At 59.8% G+C, this 18,227-nt stretch carries 23 protein-coding genes and 1 riboswitch; of the genes, 9 read left to right on the top strand and 14 right to left on the bottom strand.

Features of this window, described 5'->3' with window-relative positions:
* Window positions 1-87: 87 nt before the first annotated feature.
* A riboswitch (SAM riboswitch) is annotated at window positions 88-207 on the bottom strand.
* A gap of 284 nt (window positions 208-491) precedes the next feature.
* The 3 genes from WB650_RS06785 to WB650_RS06795 are packed head-to-tail and all read left to right on the top strand — an operon-like array spanning window position 492 to window position 3,092.
* Window positions 492-1,310 (top strand): AAA family ATPase, encoded by an 819-nt coding sequence (locus tag WB650_RS06785; RefSeq protein ID WP_422300923.1) that lies wholly within the window; start codon window positions 492-494, stop codon window positions 1,308-1,310.
* Window positions 1,311-1,320: 10 nt separating this feature from the next.
* Window positions 1,321-1,782: a phosphatidylglycerophosphatase A gene (locus WB650_RS06790; RefSeq protein ID WP_422300924.1), complete on the top strand. Its 462-nt coding sequence runs from the start codon at window positions 1,321-1,323 to the stop codon at window positions 1,780-1,782.
* A 26-nt stretch (window positions 1,783-1,808) separates the two neighbouring features.
* Complete coding sequence (locus tag WB650_RS06795) at window positions 1,809-3,092, top strand: competence/damage-inducible protein A (protein WP_423959914.1); 1,284 nt, start codon at window positions 1,809-1,811, stop codon at window positions 3,090-3,092.
* Between the two features lie 3 nt (window positions 3,093-3,095).
* Here WB650_RS06795 and WB650_RS06800 read toward each other — a convergent pair whose 3' ends face one another.
* The 6 genes from WB650_RS06800 to WB650_RS06825 all read right to left on the bottom strand — a co-directional run bounded on the left by WB650_RS06800 (window position 3,096) and on the right by WB650_RS06825 (window position 8,107).
* Window positions 3,096-3,473: a hypothetical protein gene (locus WB650_RS06800; protein ID WP_422300926.1), complete on the bottom strand. Its 378-nt coding sequence runs from the start codon at window positions 3,471-3,473 to the stop codon at window positions 3,096-3,098.
* 22 nt (window positions 3,474-3,495) lie between these two features.
* On the bottom strand, window positions 3,496-3,831 hold the full coding sequence (locus tag WB650_RS06805) for a hypothetical protein (RefSeq protein ID WP_423959916.1): 336 nt from the start codon (window positions 3,829-3,831) through the stop codon (window positions 3,496-3,498).
* A gap of 52 nt (window positions 3,832-3,883) precedes the next feature.
* The gene (locus WB650_RS06810; protein WP_422293518.1) at window positions 3,884-4,624 is read right to left on the bottom strand and encodes a PspA/IM30 family protein; all 741 of its coding nucleotides are present in this window, start codon (window positions 4,622-4,624) and stop codon (window positions 3,884-3,886) included.
* A gap of 61 nt (window positions 4,625-4,685) precedes the next feature.
* Window positions 4,686-5,168, bottom strand: a complete 483-nt coding sequence (locus WB650_RS06815) for a methyltransferase family protein (RefSeq protein ID WP_422300928.1) — start codon at window positions 5,166-5,168, stop codon at window positions 4,686-4,688.
* A 27-nt stretch (window positions 5,169-5,195) separates the two neighbouring features.
* A complete protein-coding gene (locus tag WB650_RS06820; protein ID WP_422300929.1) occupies window positions 5,196-6,650 on the bottom strand; it encodes a sigma-54-dependent transcriptional regulator in 1,455 nt (484 codons plus the stop codon).
* Complete coding sequence (locus tag WB650_RS06825) at window positions 6,647-8,107, bottom strand: ATP-binding protein (RefSeq protein WP_422300930.1); 1,461 nt, start codon at window positions 8,105-8,107, stop codon at window positions 6,647-6,649. The genes WB650_RS06820 and WB650_RS06825 overlap by 4 nt, the downstream gene beginning before the upstream one ends.
* Window positions 8,108-8,456: 349 nt before the next feature.
* On the opposite strand from WB650_RS06825, the gene pyrF reads away from it, so the two are divergent.
* The 4 genes from pyrF (at window position 8,457) to WB650_RS06845 (ending at window position 11,427) form a co-directional block, all read left to right on the top strand.
* Window positions 8,457-9,305, top strand: a complete 849-nt coding sequence (gene pyrF / locus WB650_RS06830; protein ID WP_422300931.1) for an orotidine-5'-phosphate decarboxylase — start codon at window positions 8,457-8,459, stop codon at window positions 9,303-9,305.
* A gap of 82 nt (window positions 9,306-9,387) precedes the next feature.
* Window positions 9,388-10,215, top strand: coding sequence for a sulfite exporter TauE/SafE family protein (locus tag WB650_RS06835; RefSeq protein ID WP_422300932.1), 828 nt, complete (start codon window positions 9,388-9,390; stop codon window positions 10,213-10,215).
* A 3-nt stretch (window positions 10,216-10,218) separates the two neighbouring features.
* Window positions 10,219-10,608 (top strand): DUF1634 domain-containing protein, encoded by a 390-nt coding sequence (locus WB650_RS06840; protein WP_422300933.1) that lies wholly within the window; start codon window positions 10,219-10,221, stop codon window positions 10,606-10,608.
* Window positions 10,609-10,653: 45 nt separating this feature from the next.
* On the top strand, window positions 10,654-11,427 hold the full coding sequence (locus tag WB650_RS06845; protein WP_422300934.1) for an SDR family NAD(P)-dependent oxidoreductase: 774 nt from the start codon (window positions 10,654-10,656) through the stop codon (window positions 11,425-11,427).
* Between the two features lie 408 nt (window positions 11,428-11,835).
* Here the strand turns inward: WB650_RS06845 and WB650_RS06850 are convergent, their stop codons facing one another.
* From WB650_RS06850 to WB650_RS06885, 8 genes are all read right to left on the bottom strand, one after another.
* Window positions 11,836-12,033, bottom strand: coding sequence for a hypothetical protein (locus WB650_RS06850; RefSeq protein WP_422300935.1), 198 nt, complete (start codon window positions 12,031-12,033; stop codon window positions 11,836-11,838).
* Between the two features lie 44 nt (window positions 12,034-12,077).
* Window positions 12,078-12,407: a HigA family addiction module antitoxin gene (locus tag WB650_RS06855; RefSeq protein WP_422300936.1), complete on the bottom strand. Its 330-nt coding sequence runs from the start codon at window positions 12,405-12,407 to the stop codon at window positions 12,078-12,080.
* 28 nt (window positions 12,408-12,435) lie between these two features.
* Window positions 12,436-12,711, bottom strand: a complete 276-nt coding sequence (locus WB650_RS06860; RefSeq protein WP_422300937.1) for a type II toxin-antitoxin system RelE/ParE family toxin — start codon at window positions 12,709-12,711, stop codon at window positions 12,436-12,438.
* A 273-nt stretch (window positions 12,712-12,984) separates the two neighbouring features.
* Window positions 12,985-13,272, bottom strand: a complete 288-nt coding sequence (locus WB650_RS06865; RefSeq protein WP_422300938.1) for a DUF1330 domain-containing protein — start codon at window positions 13,270-13,272, stop codon at window positions 12,985-12,987.
* A gap of 102 nt (window positions 13,273-13,374) precedes the next feature.
* Window positions 13,375-14,514, bottom strand: a complete 1,140-nt coding sequence (locus WB650_RS06870; RefSeq protein WP_422300939.1) for an LLM class flavin-dependent oxidoreductase — start codon at window positions 14,512-14,514, stop codon at window positions 13,375-13,377.
* A 67-nt stretch (window positions 14,515-14,581) separates the two neighbouring features.
* On the bottom strand, window positions 14,582-15,754 hold the full coding sequence (locus WB650_RS06875; RefSeq protein ID WP_422300940.1) for an LLM class flavin-dependent oxidoreductase: 1,173 nt from the start codon (window positions 15,752-15,754) through the stop codon (window positions 14,582-14,584).
* Window positions 15,736-16,383, bottom strand: a complete 648-nt coding sequence (locus WB650_RS06880; RefSeq protein WP_422300941.1) for a TetR/AcrR family transcriptional regulator — start codon at window positions 16,381-16,383, stop codon at window positions 15,736-15,738. Before WB650_RS06880 ends, WB650_RS06875 begins: the two co-directional genes overlap by 19 nt.
* Before the next feature lie 177 nt (window positions 16,384-16,560).
* Complete coding sequence (locus WB650_RS06885) at window positions 16,561-16,785, bottom strand: helix-turn-helix domain-containing protein (RefSeq protein WP_331584666.1); 225 nt, start codon at window positions 16,783-16,785, stop codon at window positions 16,561-16,563.
* 369 nt (window positions 16,786-17,154) lie between these two features.
* On the opposite strand from WB650_RS06885, the gene WB650_RS06890 reads away from it, so the two are divergent.
* Together WB650_RS06890 and WB650_RS06895 are read left to right on the top strand one after the other, a co-directional pair.
* Entirely contained in the window at window positions 17,155-17,604 is a 450-nt protein-coding gene (locus WB650_RS06890; protein WP_423959921.1) for a YbhB/YbcL family Raf kinase inhibitor-like protein, read from the top strand.
* A 17-nt stretch (window positions 17,605-17,621) separates the two neighbouring features.
* Complete coding sequence (locus tag WB650_RS06895) at window positions 17,622-18,218, top strand: SRPBCC family protein (RefSeq protein ID WP_422300943.1); 597 nt, start codon at window positions 17,622-17,624, stop codon at window positions 18,216-18,218.
* The last annotated feature ends 9 nt before the right edge of the window (window positions 18,219-18,227 follow it).

Raw genomic sequence — 18,227 nt, forward strand, 5'->3', positions numbered from 1 at the left:
GCCAGTCGAGAGTGCATCGCGGTCGGTGGTTACGAGCTGTTGGTGAAAAATCCTGCGGAGACGATAGGACGAGGGCTTGATACTCTCGCCTTATCTTCCAGGAGACTCTCGCGCGGAGAACCCCTGCAGGAGTTAGCACCAGCACCCATCACGGGCCGGTTGCTGCGGCATCAGCGGGCCATGTCCCTCCGCCGCTCTCGATAAGGCTGCAATCTTTGCAGTCAGGCTAACCGTAATATGCGAGAGCAGGCGTTGTCAATCGACAAACCTCTCGGTCAGCCATCCACAGCTGGCACGTAATCGAATATGGTCAACAGCAACGACGCTACCTGCTCGCGAGCATTCTTGGAAAACCTGATATCCGCGAAAAGTGCGCATATCGGGGCCACAAACTCTGACAATCGATGGTTTGAAGTTTTAGCGGGCATCAACCTAAGATGGCCTCGGGGATCGAGTGAAAAGAAAAACTCGCTCGCTTGGGGAAAGCATCGATGGCGGTTATCGCGATTAGTCAGCAGATTGGCAGCAGGGGTATCGAGCTCGGTGAGCTCACCGCGCGCGAGCTGGGGTATCGTTTCCAGACCGGCGAGCAATTGATCGCCGAGACGGCCAAGCGTTTCAACGTCGACGCCGATCAGATGAAATGGTTCGACGTGCACAGCCCGCATTTTTGGGAGCGGAAGACCGACACTGGCCGTTTCGCCGCATACTATCGGGCCGTCTTCCTGCAAGAAGCTGCACAGGATCGGATCGTCGTGGCGGGCCGCGGTTCGTCGCACTTTCTTCCCGAGGGCGGATGCGGCATCAGGGTGCGCACGATGGCTCCAGTGGCCACTCGCATCAAGCAGGTTGCGAAAGAAGAAAAGCTCGCTCCAGCTGCGGCCGACAAACGCGTTCGTGACTTCGACGCGGAAGTTAAAGCACGCATTCAAACTCTCTTCGGCCAGGATATTGAAGACCCCGCGATTTACGATCTCGTAATCAATACCTCGCGGCTCTCGCTCGCGTCACATGCCAACACTCTCGCGGCGCTCGCGACTCATATCGACAGCGAGCGCAATCCGGAGCGAACCAGGTGCATGGCCGACGCGGCGATCGCGGCGCAGGTGCACGCGGCATTGGTCGCGCATCCGAAAATTGGCGACACGCAGATGTCGGTGAATTGCTCGGCGGGATGCGTGCGCGTGAGCGGTCCCGGTCTGGTGCCACCGTGGGACAATCTCGTCATCGGAGTCGCGCAGAGTGTCGCCGGCGTCGCATCGGTCGAAGTCGGGGCTGAAGATGATCCCGTGACGCTGACTACAAGCTGACCACCGCCGAATGCGCGCACTCATCATCTTCTTCGCCACCGGAATATATTCCGGCTACGCTCCGATCGCGCCGGGGACTGCAGGCTCTGTCGTCGGGCTCGTCGTGGTGTGGCTCGTGTTCGGGCCGCTGTGGGCTTATTCGCCGGCGCTATGCCTGCTGATATTCGCGATCGCATTCGCGATTGCGTGCTGGATTTCCGATCGTGCCGAGAAGATTTTCGATAATCACGACGACTCGCGCATCGTGATCGACGAAGTCCTCGGGATGGCGGCGACCATGTTCGGCAATCCGATCACGTTCGGCTGGATGATGGTCGGATTTCTGCTCTTCCGAATTGCCGACGTGGTCAAGCCGTGGCCCGCGAGCTGGATCGATCGCCGGATGCGCAACGGCGCGGGCGTGATGCTCGACGATTTGGCAGCCGCGATCTATGCGAATATTGTGCTGCACGTGCTCGTGCGCATTCTCTGAAGATGCACGCCCGCAAGGAGTTCCCGATGATTCAAAACGCTGTGATTCTTTCCACCGGCGATGAAATCACCACCGGCAAGGTCGTCGATACCAACGCCAACTACCTCTCCGACAAGCTCGCGGAAATTGGAATCGATCTGGTTGCGGTGATTACGGTCGGCGACGTTCTCGATCGCCTGGAATGGGCATGGCGCACCGCGATCGAGAAAGGCGACGTCGTGATTTCGACCGGCGGCATCGGGCCGACGGCCGACGACCTGACTACCGAAACGATCGCGCGCGTCGCGGGCGTGAAGTTGCGCCGCGACGAGGCCGCCGTCGATCACATGAAGAGGTTGTTCGCCTCGATCGGCCGCCCGATGCCCGAGAACAATCTCAAGCAGGCGGACTTTCCCGAAGGCGCGACCATCATTCAGAATCCTCTCGGCACCGCGCCAGGCTTCAGGATGCCGGTGACGATCGGCGGTCACACTGCGCATCTGATCGTGCTGCCGGGCGTGCCGCGCGAGATGAAGCCGATGATGGAAAACACGGTGATACCGTGGATCGCGGCAAATCGCGGCACCGACCAGGTTTACGCGGTCAAGATTTTCCAGACCTTCGGCATGAGCGAGTCGGCGCTCGACGAAGCGGTCGCGGGATTGATCAAGCCGGCGGAAGCAAAGGTCTCGTTCCGCGCCAGCTTCCCGCAGATTTCGCTGAAGATCAGAGTCGAAGGAAAGCCCGGCGAAGTCGATCGCAAGCTCGAGGAGCTGGCGCATCGCGTGCGCGAGAAAATCTCGCAATTCATCTACGCCGAAGGCGACACCTCGATGGAGGAAACGGTCGGCCGTCTTCTCATCGAAAAAAAGCTTACAGTGGCAGTCGCGGAATCATGCACCGGCGGACTGATCGGACATCGCATCACCAACATTCCGGGCTGCTCGCAATATTTCGTTGGCGACCTCGTCACCTATTCCAACGACGTGAAGTCCGGCGTGCTCGGCGTTTCGGAAGACACGCTGAAAGCGCACGGCGCAGTCAGCGAGGAATGTGTGCGCGAGATGGCGGCCGGCGTTCGCAAGCGCACGGGCGCGAGCGTATCGGTCGCGACGTCGGGAATCGCGGGCCCTGATGGCGGTACTCCGGACAAGCCGGTCGGCACGGTATGCATCGCGCTGTCAGCCGACGATCAAAACTTCACGCGTCGATACCAGTTCCGCGGCACTCGCGATTGGATCAAACTGATAACGTCGCAAGTCGCGCTCGACTGGCTGCGGCGATACGCGCTGGGCCTGCCGATCGCGGACTCGGCGATATTCCGCCGCTAGGCGTCACCGGACGCGCGCGTAGTTGATCTGGTCGCTGCCGTTGCCTGCCAGCACCAGCTTCCCATTCGTGGCGGCGCATTGGACCGCACTGGCTGACGATGCGTCGCTGCACAACACGATGTTGGTGTCGCCGGTGAAGCAGGTATCGTTGACGGTCGCGTTGCCTTGAGCGAGTTGCACGCGACCGGCGCAAAGATCGGTCGTCTCCTTTATATCGACGGAGCCAAACACGCTGTTTGCAAAGACGTCGTGCGACTGTTTCGACCCTGCAGCGGATTCTCCTGGCCGGCCCGGCGGCTCGGGATGCGGCCCACGACCGCATCCAGAGCCAAGCAGCGCGAATAGTGAGAGTGCCGCAACGATTGTCGTTCCTGTTTTCATAGTTCCCAATCTTGGTGATTGATCAATCAAATTCAGCACTCGCCCGCTTAACGGTGACGCCTCCGAACGCCGCGTACGCAAGAATGTCCAACGGTAGAGGAGCGTCCTCGTCGTCATTTGTCGTAGCGCTCGACTCCGAACTGTTCGCAGCTGTTGGCCGCCTGCGCAGATCGATATTGCGCCCGCCGAACACACTAAAGCCGCCACACACCACCTCTTCGTCGGGACGCACTCTCACTTTTGCTCCGCCGAATATGGCGACGACGGTAACGGCAAGCTCAGGCGGCGCGGAGGTGAGGTCCAGGTCAAGTCCGCCGAAAAGAGCAAGGCCAAAAAACGACTCTCCACGATGGAGCATGCTCCCGTCGATCTTGTTTCCGGAAAAGATGGCTAGACTCACCATGACAGCATCAGTTCGCGTGCTTGATGTCGCCGTTGGCGGCGGCGTTGGCCGCTGCGGTGAAGATATCCATCGGCGCCAGCGGCGGACGGCGCTTGCGCTTCAGGTCCGCGAGCTCGGCCTGGGCCTTGGCCTCGGCGTTGCGCACGCGGATTGCCTCGAGCTTGTCGCCGAGCTCGGAGCCTGCGATTTCGTGATTGACGCCTGCCTGCGCGAGCACCCGCTGAATCGACTCGCGCACTTCTTCGAGCGCGCGGACGTCGTCATCGTACGAGATCTCTTCGAGCGCGCGCTGGATTCGCACCCGGGCCTGCGCGTTCCGCATTCGTGCGATCATCCGAACTTTCTCGACCTTGAGCTTTTCGATCTCGCCCTTGAACGAGATCAGATTCTTCTTCGCGTCCTCGGCTTCCGTCGTCAGCTCGCCGAGCTCTTCGCGCAGGCGAGTGCAATCGCCGTCGAGGATATGCTTGCGCTGAATCAGAATCAGCGCGCATTGATCCTCGTTCATGTCGGCGGCCTGCCCCGCTTCCTCGTCGACTTCCTTCATTTCGGCGAGCTTTTCGCGCAGCTCGCGTTCGAGCTTGTTGCGCATATAGATGACGCCGGCCGCCGCAGTCTTGAGCTGATGATAGCGGCGCACGCGATCCGAGATCGCGGATTCGTAGACCGCCTCGGGGTCGCGCGCCTCGCGCGCTTTAATCCAGCGGCTGAACTTGCCTCCGATCAATTTGAAAAACCTTGATAACACTTTCGTTCTCCTTTTCAGCCGCGAGCGCGTTCCGCTTGCGCAGCCGAGTGTTGCTGAATTTTCAGACCCATCGCCGGATCCGGTACGTGTAGTCGCGATACTCCTGGCCGAAGCGCCGCTCCATCGTTTCTTCTTCGCGCGGAATGACGATTCGATCGATCACCGCAAAGAAAACCGCCGGCGCGAGCAGCATCACGATCGATCCGAAGAAAATCGCCAGTCCGAATAACGTCGTCGCGAGACCGAGATACATCGGATTTCGCGTCCAGGTGTATGGCGCCAGCGCGACGAAGGCGGTCGGCTCGCCGTATGGATTCCTTGTGGTTTCGCGCGCGCTAAAAATCGCGGCAGCGAAACACATCACGCCCACCCCGGCCGCAACGAACAGCAAGCCGATAAACTGCTCCCATCCCACCGCGCGCTCCTCGGGCAGCATGAAGTGCAGCGCGAGCGTGACCAGCAGAAGCGTGCCCACCAGCAGTGGCGGATGAATCTTCGTGGTCGTGAGCGTGGTGCTGGAGGCCTGAGGTTCTGTGGTGTTCATTTGTTATCACTTCCCGTTTCGGTGAAATCAGTTTGCGTCGCTCTTGGGCGCGAGACCGAGATCCGCGAGCGTGATCCCGAGTTCGCGCATCTTTTGTTGAAAGCTCTGCCGATACATCCCGGTTCGTTCCGCCGCGCGCGAAATGTTGCCGCCGGTCGCCCGCAGCGCGCGCACGAAAAAGTCTCGCTCCCAATCGCCGACGAACTTTTCTTTAGCCTCGCGAAATGTCATCGCCGATTCGCCATTGTCGCTGCCCGCCGAGACGTGATTCGACGCGTTCGAGGACGGCGCGCTCGCATGATCGCCCTCGGGCTCCGATCCGGCGAAAAGATCTTCCGCAGTAATATTGGCGCCCGATGACAGGATCACTGCCTGCTCGATTGCCGCTTTGAGCGAACGCGCGTTGCCTTTCCACGGCGCCTCGACGCATGCGCGCATCGCTTCCGGAGTGAGCTGCTTCTCCGGTGCGGAGAAACGTTGGCGTGCTTCCGCGATAAAATGCTGCACCATCAGCGGAACGTCTTCGCGACGCTCGCGCACAGGAGGGACGCGAATCTCGACGACTTTCAGGCGGTAGTAGAGGTCCTCGCGAAACTTGCCCTGCTCGATCATCGCCTCGAGGTCCTGGTTGGTTGCCGCGATTATCCGCACGTCCACGTTCAGCGGTTGATTCCCGCCGATACGCTCGAACACCTGCTCCTGCAGCACGCGCAGCAATTTGGCCTGGGTCTCGAGCGCCATGTCGCCGATCTCGTCCAGGAACAACGTGCCGCCGTTGGCCGCTTCGAATTTGCCCTCGCGGCGCGCGACGGCGCCGGTAAACGCGCCCTTCTCATGGCCGAACAGCTCGCTCTCGACCAGCTCGCGCGAGAACGCCGCGCAATTCACAGCGATGAACGGCTTGCGCGCACGCGGACTCCGAAAATGTATTGCGCGAGCGACCAGCTCCTTGCCGGTGCCCGACTCGCCGCGAATCAAAACGGTGACGTCGGTCGGCGCAACCTTGTCGATCGTCTCGAACACGCGCATCATCGCGCGCGACCGCCCGACCATATTTTCGAAAACTCCGGTCTCGAGGCGTACCTGCTCGAGCAGCTGGTTATGCTCGCGTTTGAGCAGTTGCGTCTCCATCACCTTGCGGACTTTCATGCGCAGCTCGTCGTTGTCGAACGGCTTGGGCAGATAATCCTCTGCGCCGGCCTTCATCGCTTCGACGGCAATTCGCTGCGTGCCGAAGGCGGTAATCATCAGCACGGCGCATGCGGGATCGAGCTCGCGGACGTGCTTGAGCAATTCGAGCCCGCTCATTCCCTTCATGCTGAGGTCGGTGATGATCACGTGGAACAGTCCCGCCTTGACCTTCTCGAGCGCTTCCTCGCCCGACTCCGCGGTCTCGACTTCGTAGCCCTCCTTGGTGAAGAGTCCTTTGAGCGCAATGACGATTCCGCGCTCGTCGTCAACTACCAGCAATCGGCCTTTCAATTTCGTAGCCTCGAGGTCTGCACGGACGGTGCGCCCGCTGCGAGCGGCATTATCGGCGTGGTAGCCGCACCGCTATTGTTGTTTCGTGCGTTGCTTTGCGGAGCCTGTTCTGCGGCCGCTTCTCCTACGATTTCCGGCGACTCAGCCGACGACTGGACTACGTCATCGCTGTCGCGCACCGAGTCGCTCAGCGGGATCGCGAGCACAAACTCGGTGCCCTGCCCCACTTTGCTGTGCACCTCGATCGTGCCGCGATGCGAGTCGATCACTTTTTTCGCGACGCCCAGGCCGAGCCCGGTGCCGTTGGTCTTCGAGGTGTAGAACGGATTGAAAATTTTCGCGATCTTGTCGTCGGCAATTCCGCAGCCGTTGTCGCGAATCCTGACCGCCGCCATCCCGGCGCCGTTGTTCTGAATCGCGAACTCGAGCCGCCGCTCGCCGGTCGTCGATTCCATCGCATCGATCGCGTTGTCGATGATGTTCGAGAAAACCTGCCGCAGCTTGTCGGCGTCGGCGCGCACGGTCGGGCCGCTCAGGTATGCGCGCGAGACAGCGACCGAGTTCGCCTCGAGCTTGCTGCGCATCTGCGTCAGCGCACCGTCGAGCACCCACGCGAGATTGACGTTCTCGAATTTGTAGTCCTCTTCCTTCGCGTATTTCAGCAGATGCGACACGCTGCGCTCGACCCGTGCGAGTTCATCGAGCGCGACCTTCGCGTACTCGACGTTCTCGTGCGAGGTGGGATCTTCGCCCATCTGCTGGACCAGGCTTTTCGCCGCGGCGATTGGATTTCGAATTTCATGGGCGAAGGTGGCAGTCAGCTCATCGAGCGACGCCTGCTTCTCAGTGCGTAGCTGCTCCTTCTCTTGTAGAACTTCGCGCTGAACCTCGCGTTCGATCGTGGGCTGAAATACCCGCTGATGGACCCATCGCCAGCCGTACACCGCCGCAAAGTGGCTCGCGATTCCGAATCCCCAGCCGAGGGCAGGCCACTGGACCCACAGGACTCCCGGCGTCGTGATCATGTTGATCATGAACAGAAAGCCGATGATGATGCCGTACCACATCAGGTGTACGAAGAATCCTGCCTCGGCCTCAGCGCGTTTGCGCGCGCGCTCATAGATCTGGCGCTCGTTGTCGTTCTTGAATTGCGGTGGTGGCGGCTCGTTCTCCGCGGGATCGGCGCTGACGCCGCTGTACTTCTGCGTCTGCTTGTCGAAGCGCTGCTTCAACTTACGCTCGAATCGCTCAGCCTTGGCCTCGAACTTGCGCGCCATCTTGGAATCGATATCGCGCCTTATCCTCGCGTTCAGATCGCTGGCGAAGCGCTCGGCGGACGCCGTGGTCGACGCCTTCGCGTCCTCGGCCCACTTGGACCAATCGCGTGACGCGCGCCTGCCGTATCGCGACCAGTCGTGCTTCGACCAATCGTACTTCGACCAGTCGGCGTACTTCATCCAGCGCATCCGATTTCGTTTTCGATGTTGCACGACCGCGTAAATGATTAGTGCTATTAAAAAGATGCCGAACATCCTGCCTCACCTGGGGCCGGAAATGCCGGTCCGTGTAATTGACCTATCGAGTCGCCGGAACTAAAACAATCGCCGTTCATTTCGTAGTCCTGACCTCTAAGTGCAAAGCGGATGCCGACGAGGGACTGGCGAAAAGCCCAGCATCCGCGCGGACTTCACAGAAAATGCGTGCATCGCTGGCGTCCTGGTGCAGTCGCGGCATTGCAGCCCGCGCACTGCATCCAGCTCAAGCCTCGCGCTTCCTTGACTTCGACCGCGATCGGAATATTTTCATATGGCGAGTTGGCTGGGGTTACTCGCGATTGAGGATTCGATGACTCAGTACTGGCCATTTTCGGGACTGGTGCGGCAGAACACGCTGCGCGAGCGGCTGATCGTCTCGATGGACCTGCGCGATCGGGCCGACGCGCTCAAGCTGGTGGACCGCCTCGCACGAGTGGTCGGGATGTTCAAAGTCGGGCGCGCGCTGTTCATCGGCGGCGGCCCGGACTTTATCCGCGAGATACGCCGGCGCGGCGCCGAAGTCTTTCTCGACCTAAAATTCCACGACAGTCCGCAAAAGGTGCTGCGCGCCGCGGTGGAGGCGACGCGCCTCGGCGTCAAGATGTTTGACATCCATCCGTACGGCTCGAACGGCGGGTCGACCGATATGATGACGCGGACGCGCGCCGAGGTCGCCCGCATTTGCAGGACCGAGGGGCTGCGCAGGCCGAGTATCCTGGCGGTCGCGACGCTGGCCGATACGAAGTCGCAAAATTCGTTCTCGCGCCTTCCGGGCTCATCCGACCGCGTCACCGAAATCGCGCGCTTCGCCGCCGACGCGTCGCTCGACGGCGTCGTCACCTGGCCGCATGAAGTTACCCGCGTGCGCAACACTTGCGGACGCCGCTTCATCATTGTGACCTCGGGCGTGCAGCTTCGCGAGCCGGGCAACACGACCTCGAATACGCTCACCGCCGCCGACGCGATCCGCGCAGGCGCCGACTATGTCGTCATCGGCAGTCCTATCTGGCGCGCCGCCGAGCCGCTGCACGCCGTGCGCGAGATTACTGACGACATCGAGCGCGGATTGCGCAACAGTCCCCGCCGCACGTTTGAAATTCTCAACCCCCGTCCCGTATAGTCGCGCTTCAATCTGTTCGCGATTGTCATTCTGATTAGGCCGAACTACGAATGCGCGAGATGCGTGCGCCCGGAGCCTATGCTTGCTCGAAATCCTGATTAACCTGTTGGCGCTGTCGATCAGCGCGGGCTTCATCGGCGCAATCTCAGGCCTCGGCGGCGGTGTCTTCATCGTGCCTGCGCTGGTCGTGCTCGCGCACATGCCGATGAAGGTCGCCGTTGGCGCGAGCCTTATTTCCGTGGTCGCGACCAGCGCCGGCGCCAGCGTCGCATTCGTGCGCGACGGATGGACCAACCTGAAAGTCGCGATGGTCCTCGAATGCGCGACCGTCACCGGCGCTGTTATCGGCGCCTATCTCGCAGGCGTCGTGCCGACCGTAGTGCTCGAATTACTCTTCGCCGCGATGATGCTCCAGTCCGCATACTTCACGCTTACCAAGCGCGGCGACGACATTCTGACCAAGGGCGACGCACTCGCCGAGCGGCTCGAACTCGCAGGCGAGGTGCCCGACCTGAGCGGCACGCCGATCCATTATGAAGTCGTGAAAGTGCCGCAGGGCGGCGCGCTCATGGTGGTCGCGGGTCTCATGTCGGGGCTGCTCGGGATCGGATCGGGCGCGCTCAAGGTGATGGCGATGGACTACGTCATGCACCTGCCGCTCAAAGTTTCGAGCGCGACCAGTAACTTCATGATCGGCGTCACCGCCGGCGCCGGCGCACTGGTATTTCTCTCGCGCGGCGACGTCGCCACCACTATTGCTGCGCCGGTGGCGATTGGAGTCACGGCGGGCGCGCTGGTCGGCAGCCGCGTGTTGCCGCACGTCAAGGTTGAATATCTCAGGGTCGTTTTCGTGATAATTCTTCTGCTGATCGCGGCCGAGATGGGATGGCGCGCGCTGTCGGGAATCTAACAGATGCCGAAACAGGATGAAGATCGAATACTGAGAGAGTGGACGCCGATTCTGCTGCGGTCGATTCTAATCGCCGCGATGATCCTGCTCGTGACCGGACTGATATTGGATTACACCTTCGCGCCCGACTACTTCGTCGAGCGCTACCACGCGGTGCAGCAGGGCCGTCTCATCGGCAAGGAAAAGTTCGGCCTCATGTTCGACCGGATTCGAGAAGGCAATCCGCACGCGGTCTTGACGCTCGGGCTGTTCACGCTGACCCTGGTCCCGCTAGCGCGCGTCGCGTTCTGCTTCATCCTATTCATCAAGGAACGCGACTACACTTATGTTGCGCTGACGGCCTACGTACTCGCGGGACTGATCGTCGGCGTGCTGGTAGGGAGTGTCGGCTAGAGATCGATTAGTATTTTTCTTTTTTTTCGAACGGAGGATCGCGCGATGGATATCAAGGGAAAAGTTGGCGTCATCACCGGCGGCTCATCGGGAATCGGGCGTGCGACGTCAGAGCGACTCGCGAAAGAAGGCGCCGCGATCGTGGTCGCCGATCTCGACGAAACGGGCGGCGCTGAGACCGTCAAACGAATCGAGAGCGCTGGCGGCCGTGCCGTCTTCGTGAAAGCGGACGTTACCAGGCTCGAGGACGCGCGCCGGATGCTCGATACCGCGGTCTCGAAATACGGCCGCCTCGACATCCTGCACAACAACGCCGGCATCGGCGTCGGCGCACCCGGCTTTCCCGACGCTCCGCCGGAGCGATGGCACCTGGTGATCGAAATTGACCTTCAAGCCGTGATCCTCGGCACCGGCCTCGCGGCGCCGCTGATGCAAAAGAACGGCGGCGGCGCGATCATCAACACCGCCTCGATGGCCGGCCTGTATCCCCATCGCCAGGACGCAGTTTACGGCGCAGCGAAGGGCGGAGTCGTGAACTTCACGCACTCGCTAGCATCGTGGGAAGCGGAACGAAAAATCCGCGTTAACTGCATCTGCCCCGGCATCGTCGATACCCCGCTGGTCCGCCGAGGCCTGGAGCTGGCGAAGCAACACGGCATCAAGAGCTGGATGCCCTCAAAAATAATCCAGCCCGAAGAAATCGCCGACGCAGTAGTAAGTCTGGTCCGCGACGATTCGCTCTTCGGCTGCTCCCTGGAGGTCCGCCCCACCGGCCGCCAAATAGTCGATCCGCGTCCCGCACCGGGGTCGCGCAAGTAGCAACTTTTGGGCGGCGCGATTTTCTATCAGAGACCGATCAGCCGTGACTCGCAACGCGCACATGGTCCGCTTTTTGATGATCGTGTTGCTTTGCGGGTGCCGATTCTTTCCTGAATCGCAATTCGAGTTGGCGCCTGATTCGCGACTGCCAAAGTGGTTTACCCTTCCAAAGAATCTATCGCGCGAAGATGTCACCGTTCAGATGAGCTATTACATCGAACCGTGCAAAATCACCGGAAACAAAAGTGGCCTTGGGTGTGCGACCTTCGAGCTTTTGGACATACGTAAGACATGCAAGGCAAAAAGCAGGCGGTCATTATACAGCCAGATGGGATTCGATACTTTGGACTTCTGGACGCACACGGTCAAAATCCGACCATGATCTGGGACATCGTTTGGCCCCGAAAGCTAGCCGCTGTGAATGCAGATATAAGAGATCAGGTGAACGTGCAGAGCAATCCGTCGTATGTAGTAGTAGAGGCGGATGGGAATATCGAGGTGATAGAACACAAAGACCCCGGAGACGTATTCTACGTAAATGATGATCCTTCGATAAGGCTCAAGCTTGGTCTGGCGGTAAACCAACACCCAGACTCCACATCGCACCACTAAGTCTTTTCGGTCTCCGCTGGAAGAGCGAGGTTCCGCGCTCAGGCTGCAGAGGACGTTCTGTGAACTGGGATTCGTGCAAGTTCGGCGCGGAGTTCACGCTCGGCGCGCCAGAGATCGCACGCTTGCTGCATTCGCAGCCAAATTCCCGGTCCGTTGCCGCAGAAGCGGCCGAGCCGCGCGGCCATCTCGGGCGTAATCGATACCTTCTCGGCCATAATCCGGTGAAGCGTCTGCCGCGTCACGCCAAGCTGCCGGGCAGCCTCACTAACTGAGAACCCGAGCGCAGGAAGAACGTCCTCGCGCAAAATAGCGCCCGGATGCGTCGGCCTTCGCTCCATTCCAACTTTCACTGCTCGCTCGGTGATCATAATCGCCTCAATCAGTCATGCCCTCATCTCAATGGTACTGCTCCAGGTCAACCTGCCACGCGTCGCCATCGCGCCACTCGAAAGTAATGCACCAAGGACCGTTGACGTGAAGAGAATAGCGCTGCGGCTTGCCCCTGAGAGGATGGAAGTCGAAGCCGGGAATGTTGAGATCACGCAACAACGCGGCCTGCTTTAGCGCATCCAGTCTCCGAAGCGCCCTCTTCTGGAGGTCCGCCGCCACTCTTCGGCTTCGACCTTGGCGAAACAGTTCTTCAAGCCCATTGTGCCGGAAGCCCCGTATCACTGGAAAAGCGTAACACGTCCGGTTACAGGTGTAAAATCGTCGTGCTACAGAGCGTCCGTCAAGTGTTACCTCACCGCGCCGGCGGCTGCTGCGGATTCTGCCTGAAACGCCTTCGAGCTTGCGCTCAGCTTCGGCATTACGTATTTGCCGATTAGGTCGATTGTTTGCATTACCGCACCGCGAACGGCCCGGGCCGGCCGCTAATCGCTCCGATTCACCTCACCAGATGAATTCAGCCGAGTCGGCGGTGTGCATCCGGGGCTATTGGACAGCTTAAACACCCTCGATCGCGATCAGGTTGCCGCGGGCCGCGGCTTTGCGCACGTCGATCAAGGGTCGATATTCCTCGGAGTTGTACCAATTCTTGAGTTCTTGCATGGAGGGGAACTCGATGATGATTAGTTCCTTGGGGGTCCAGGAGCCCTCAAGCACCTCGCGTGCGCCGTTAGCCACGAGCAGACGGCCGCCATGCTTGACCACCGTCGGCCCCGCAGCGCGGCGGTACTCGGCGATTTTTTCCGAATCGCTTATTTCCAAATCGACAATCAGATATGCAGCCATGGTCCATCACCTCTGCTTTGGCAAGTGCGCGTTTTGGCACCGTAATCAACCCGCGATATGCTCGCAAGAGGCGTACTTAATATATTTCTCTTCTTGAACATCTCACCGCGCGCCGGCCGCTGCTGCGGATTCCTCCTGGTATGCCTTCGAGCTTGCGCTTAGTTTCGGCATCACGTGCTTGCCGATCAGGTCGATGGTTTGCATCACCTTTTCGTGCGGGATTGCGCCGACTTGCACCAGCATCAGGATCAAATCTACTCCTGCGGATTCGTAAATCTTTGCGACCTTCAGGCAGTCTTCCGGGTCGCCGACCATTACGGCGCCTGCTTCGATTCTTTTGTCGAGATCGGCGAGCGAGAGGCGGTAGTCGCCGATTGCGACCGCCTGCTCCGCCATCTTCTTGTAGTACTCGTAGCCCTTCACTTCCTGCTTGGCGAACGGCGTGAACAGCTCGGCGGCTTTGCGGGTGGTGAAATCGATCGCGTCCTTCGCGATCAGCTTCGCTTCCTCGCGCGTCGGCGCGCATACGCATACCGTAGCCGCGGCTGTTCGATCGTTCACGAATGCTCCCACCGGCTCGCAGGTGCTTATGGCTTTCTTGTAAATCGCGATCAGTTTGTCGAGCATTCCCGGCTCTGAGATTCCGAAGCCGAGTGCGCCGATTCCTTTCTGACCCGCGATTTCCCAGGTCGAGGGCTGCGTCGCCGCCACCCACATCGGAGGATGCGGTTTTTGAATCGGTTTCGGAATCACCTCGCGCTCCGGCATCTTGAAGAACTTGCCGTCGTGGCTGAACGTCTCGTTCATCCACATTTTCGGGATCGCGGCGACCGCCTCTTCCCACATCGCGCGCGAATCTTCCGGATTGACCTGGAAGCCGCCGAGTTCCTGCTCGGTGATCGATCGGCCCGATCCGAATTCCACGCGCCCGTTCGACATGATGTCGAGCACCGCGATTCGTTCTGCCACGCGCACCGGATGGTTGAACGGAATCGGCAGCAGGCAGATGCCGTGACCGAGCCGAATCCGGCTCGTCACCTGGCTGAGCGCGCCGTACCAGACTTCGGGCGCCGACGAGTACGACCATTCGCTGAGAAAATGATGCTCGACCGTCCAGACTGAGTGGTAGCCGAGGCGGTCCGCAAGTTTCACCTGCTCGGTCGCCTGATGGTAGATGTCGTACATGAACCCTGGGTAGTGAGGGCGGCTCCGCTGAATCTCATACTGCAACGCAAATTCCATCAGTTCTCTCTTTAGCTAGAAAAATCACAGGCTAAAGCCTGTGCCACCTCTGAATCTCTACCGGCCATCAATTATCGGAAATCACCGGCTGAAGCCGGGCCACTTCAGGTTGTGCAGCTGTGATTCCACCAGGCGTTTTCCACGAATGAATCTCGTCGAGGGCGTGGCGACCGATAAGCTCGATCGACTTCATGATTCGATCGTGCGGGATGCCGCCGTATTGCAGAAAAAATAAAACCTGGTCGGCGCCGAGTTCGCGGTAGCGGTTCGCAACGCGCACGGCCTCGTCAACCGCACCGACGGCTATCAGGTCGCCGTCCTTCAGGAAGTCGTAGTAGTCGGTCGTGAACTTTGCGGGATCGAACTTCGACGCGGTCTTCAGATATTTGTACGATTCGTCAGTCTGGCTCGCGGCCGCCACGCTCGACACCAGCTCGAACCCCTTGCGCACGTACCACAGCACCGATTCGCGCGCGAGACGCTCGGCCTCGTACGGATCGTCGCCGACCAGACCCATGATGTTCATCGAGACCTGGTTGTTAACAGTCTGCCCGACCGGCCGCGCGTTCTTGATCCCTTCTCGATAAATGTTGATGCGCTCCGCCACCTGCGCCAACTCGACGCCGAGTGTGAAGCACAGCACGCCAAGCCCGCGCTCGGCGGCCAGCCCGAATGTGGTCGGATTGGTGGCAGCTACCCACATCGGTGGATGCGGTTTCTGAATCGGCTTGGGAATCACTGATACCGGCGGATCGACCGTCCAGTACTTGCCGTGCATCATGAACGGATCCTCGCGCCACATTCGCGGGATAGCCTCGACCGCCTCGGCCCATCGCGGCCGCGTCTCTTCGGGACGCACACCGAAGCCGAGCAGTTCGTCCATCGTGGTCGCTCGGCCAGTGCCGAATTCGACGCGCCCGTTGGACATGATATCGAGCATCGCGATCCGCTCCGCCACATGGATCGGATGGTTGAAGGGCAGCACCACGACGCCGTGCCCGACGCGAATCCGCTTGGTGCGCTGGGTGATGCAGGCGAGGAAAACCTCGGGCGCCGAGCAGTACGAAAATTCGTTGAGGAAATGATGCTCGACAGTCCAGACCGAGTCGAAGCCGAGACGATCGGCGAGCTCGATCTGCTCCATCGTCTCCCAGAACACGCGGTATTCGTGATCAGCGGCGTGCGGCTTGATCGACTCGATCTCGTAAATGAGCCCCGCCTTCATTTTGCGACGCTCCATTGACGCATGAACTCGCGCGCCTGGCGTCGCAGCGAGCGGCGCAAGTCGAAACGCGGTCCGTGCAGATACCAGAGCATCGCGCGGCCGAGATAGCTCGAGAAGATTTGCGTCGCAGCCCAAGTCGGATCGAGCTCCGGGTCAAAAATTCCCAACCGCTGCCCACGTTCGACCAGGTCGCGGAAACTCGCGATGCCATCGAGGTTTGCCTTGCGCATCGAGCGCAGGACGCGCGGCCCAATTTTGTGCGACTCGAGCGCGATGATCAGCAGCAGCCGGCTGACCCACGGATTTTTCTCATTGAGCTCTGCGATCGTGTCGAACAGCCGTCCGAACTCGGCGCGGAACTCGACCGCGTTGGTCGCGTGCGCGGATTTTTCAAATATCAGGTCCCATTCGCCGAGCACCTTGGCGACGACCGCGATGAAGAATTCTTCTTTATCGGCGAAATGCCAATACAGCGCGCCCTTGGTGACTCCTGCTGCGCGTGCGATTCGCGCCAACGACGTGCCCCGATATCCGTACGACGCGAACAGATCCATCGCCGCGTCGATCAGCACCTGATCGAGCGATCCGCGCCGACGCGCGGGCTGCGGCGCCGGCACCGCATTTTTGCGAGCTGGTGAAATCATCTGAACGATCGGTATGGTGAGACAGTGCGGGTGCCGCGGTCAAGCGCGCAAGCGTACTCGACCAGCGGTCACCTGAACTACGCGGATACTTAGTCGCCCGACTACGCTACGACGGGGATTGCCCCGTGCTAGCGAGATGGCGTGTCGCGATCAGATGTGATCAGATGATCGCGAGTGTCAGTTCTGGCTGGAAGGCCCGCCGTCGGGTCCTTTCATGTTCCGCTCGAGGCACCAGCGGTCGATAACCTCGGCATTGAACCGCCAGTCGGTACCGATCCTGAAGCCCGGCAGCTCTCCGCGACGGAGCAGCTTGTAGATAGTTGAAGGATGCACACGGAGGTATTCGGACAATTCCTTGACCGTCATCACGCGCGGCAAGCTATACTTTGCTTCATTAGCCATGATATCTCCCGGTAACGTAAGCCCCGTCACCCGCCTACTGCCTGGATTTGATGCCCTTTTTCGCATCGTTCAAATGTTTCATCCGCCCCTTACGCCCACCATGAGTCTCTTAGAATGTCTCAAAATCATCGCCGGGGGTCAAGAACAGCCTAAGGGGATTTGCGATACTTTTCGCCGCTTCTTTCTCTTTTATTTCGTTCGGAATCACTGTTTTTAGCAGCGTACCCGATACCAAAATGCCTATCAAAGCTCCAAACTGCGACTCCACATCTTGAAGAGATCTTAAGTATGCGAAGCCGTCATCTAATCTCAATAGTCCTGTTAGCTACTTTATGTGCTTACGTCCGTCCGGCGCAAGCTCAATTTGTATTGACCAGCCCAGCCATCGCACCCGCAGGCCCGATTGCTCCTGACTATGCGTGTACCGGTTCCGACAGATCCCCCGCACTGGCGTGGAGCAACGCACCCCAAGCGACGAAATCGTTTGCGCTGGTCGTTCAAGATCCCGACGCACCCGGTGGCACATTTATTCACTGGGTAGCGTACAATATTCCGGCTCAAACGACGTCGCTGCCCGCTGGCGTGCCAAAAAACGCGGAAATTAATGGCGGCGGAAAAAATGGAATCAACAGCTTCGGCAAGGTCGGCTACAACGGCCCGTGTCCGCCGCCAGGCAAAATCCATCACTATCATTTTCTACTCTACGCACTGGACTCGAAGTTGAATCCCGGCGACAACCCCGATTGGGCCGCGGTCGAGGCCGCGATGAAAGGTCACGTGCTCGCGACGGCAGAATTGGTCGGCACATTCGAACGATGAGGTGAAAGCGGTCTACGATGAAGACGGTACTCAAAATTCTGGGCGGAGTGGTTGTTCTCGCGGTCGTCGCGATCGTCGGATGGCACTACTATCAATTGCATCGCGCGCGGCAGGCCGGCCTGCTCACCGAGAACATCACGCATGACGGCGATATCTGGAAGGCGGATTTCACCGCGCGCATCCCGGCTCCGGAGCAGACCGTCTTCGATGCGATTAAAAATGTCGAGACGACTCATAGCGATCAGGTCAAGGCGGTGCGCGTCGTATCTCAAACCGGGAACAAGAAGACCGTCGACATGGATATTGACGGGCCCGGCGGGCAATTGATCACCACCGAGCTCGCATTCGAGTACATGCCCGACGAAAAAAAGATCGTCTACAACACCGTCAACAATCCGATGTTCGATACCCAGGCCGTCTACCAGCTCAGCGATGAAGGCGCGAGCACGTTTATCGACTATCATCAGAATACTCATATGCTGCAGTCGCTTCCCGTGCCCGACGGCGTCATCAAGCAGGTGATTCGCGGTATCTTTGTCGCGCAGCTCGAGACCTTGAAGAAGCAGCTCAACATCAAAACCGCCGACGAGTCAGGCGACGACGACGAACCCTGAGCGCCGATT

The sequence above is a fragment of the Binatus sp. (SeqCode) genome (assembly GCF_049584895.1).
Taxonomy (GTDB): Bacteria; Desulfobacterota; Binatia; order Binatales; family Binataceae; genus Binatus.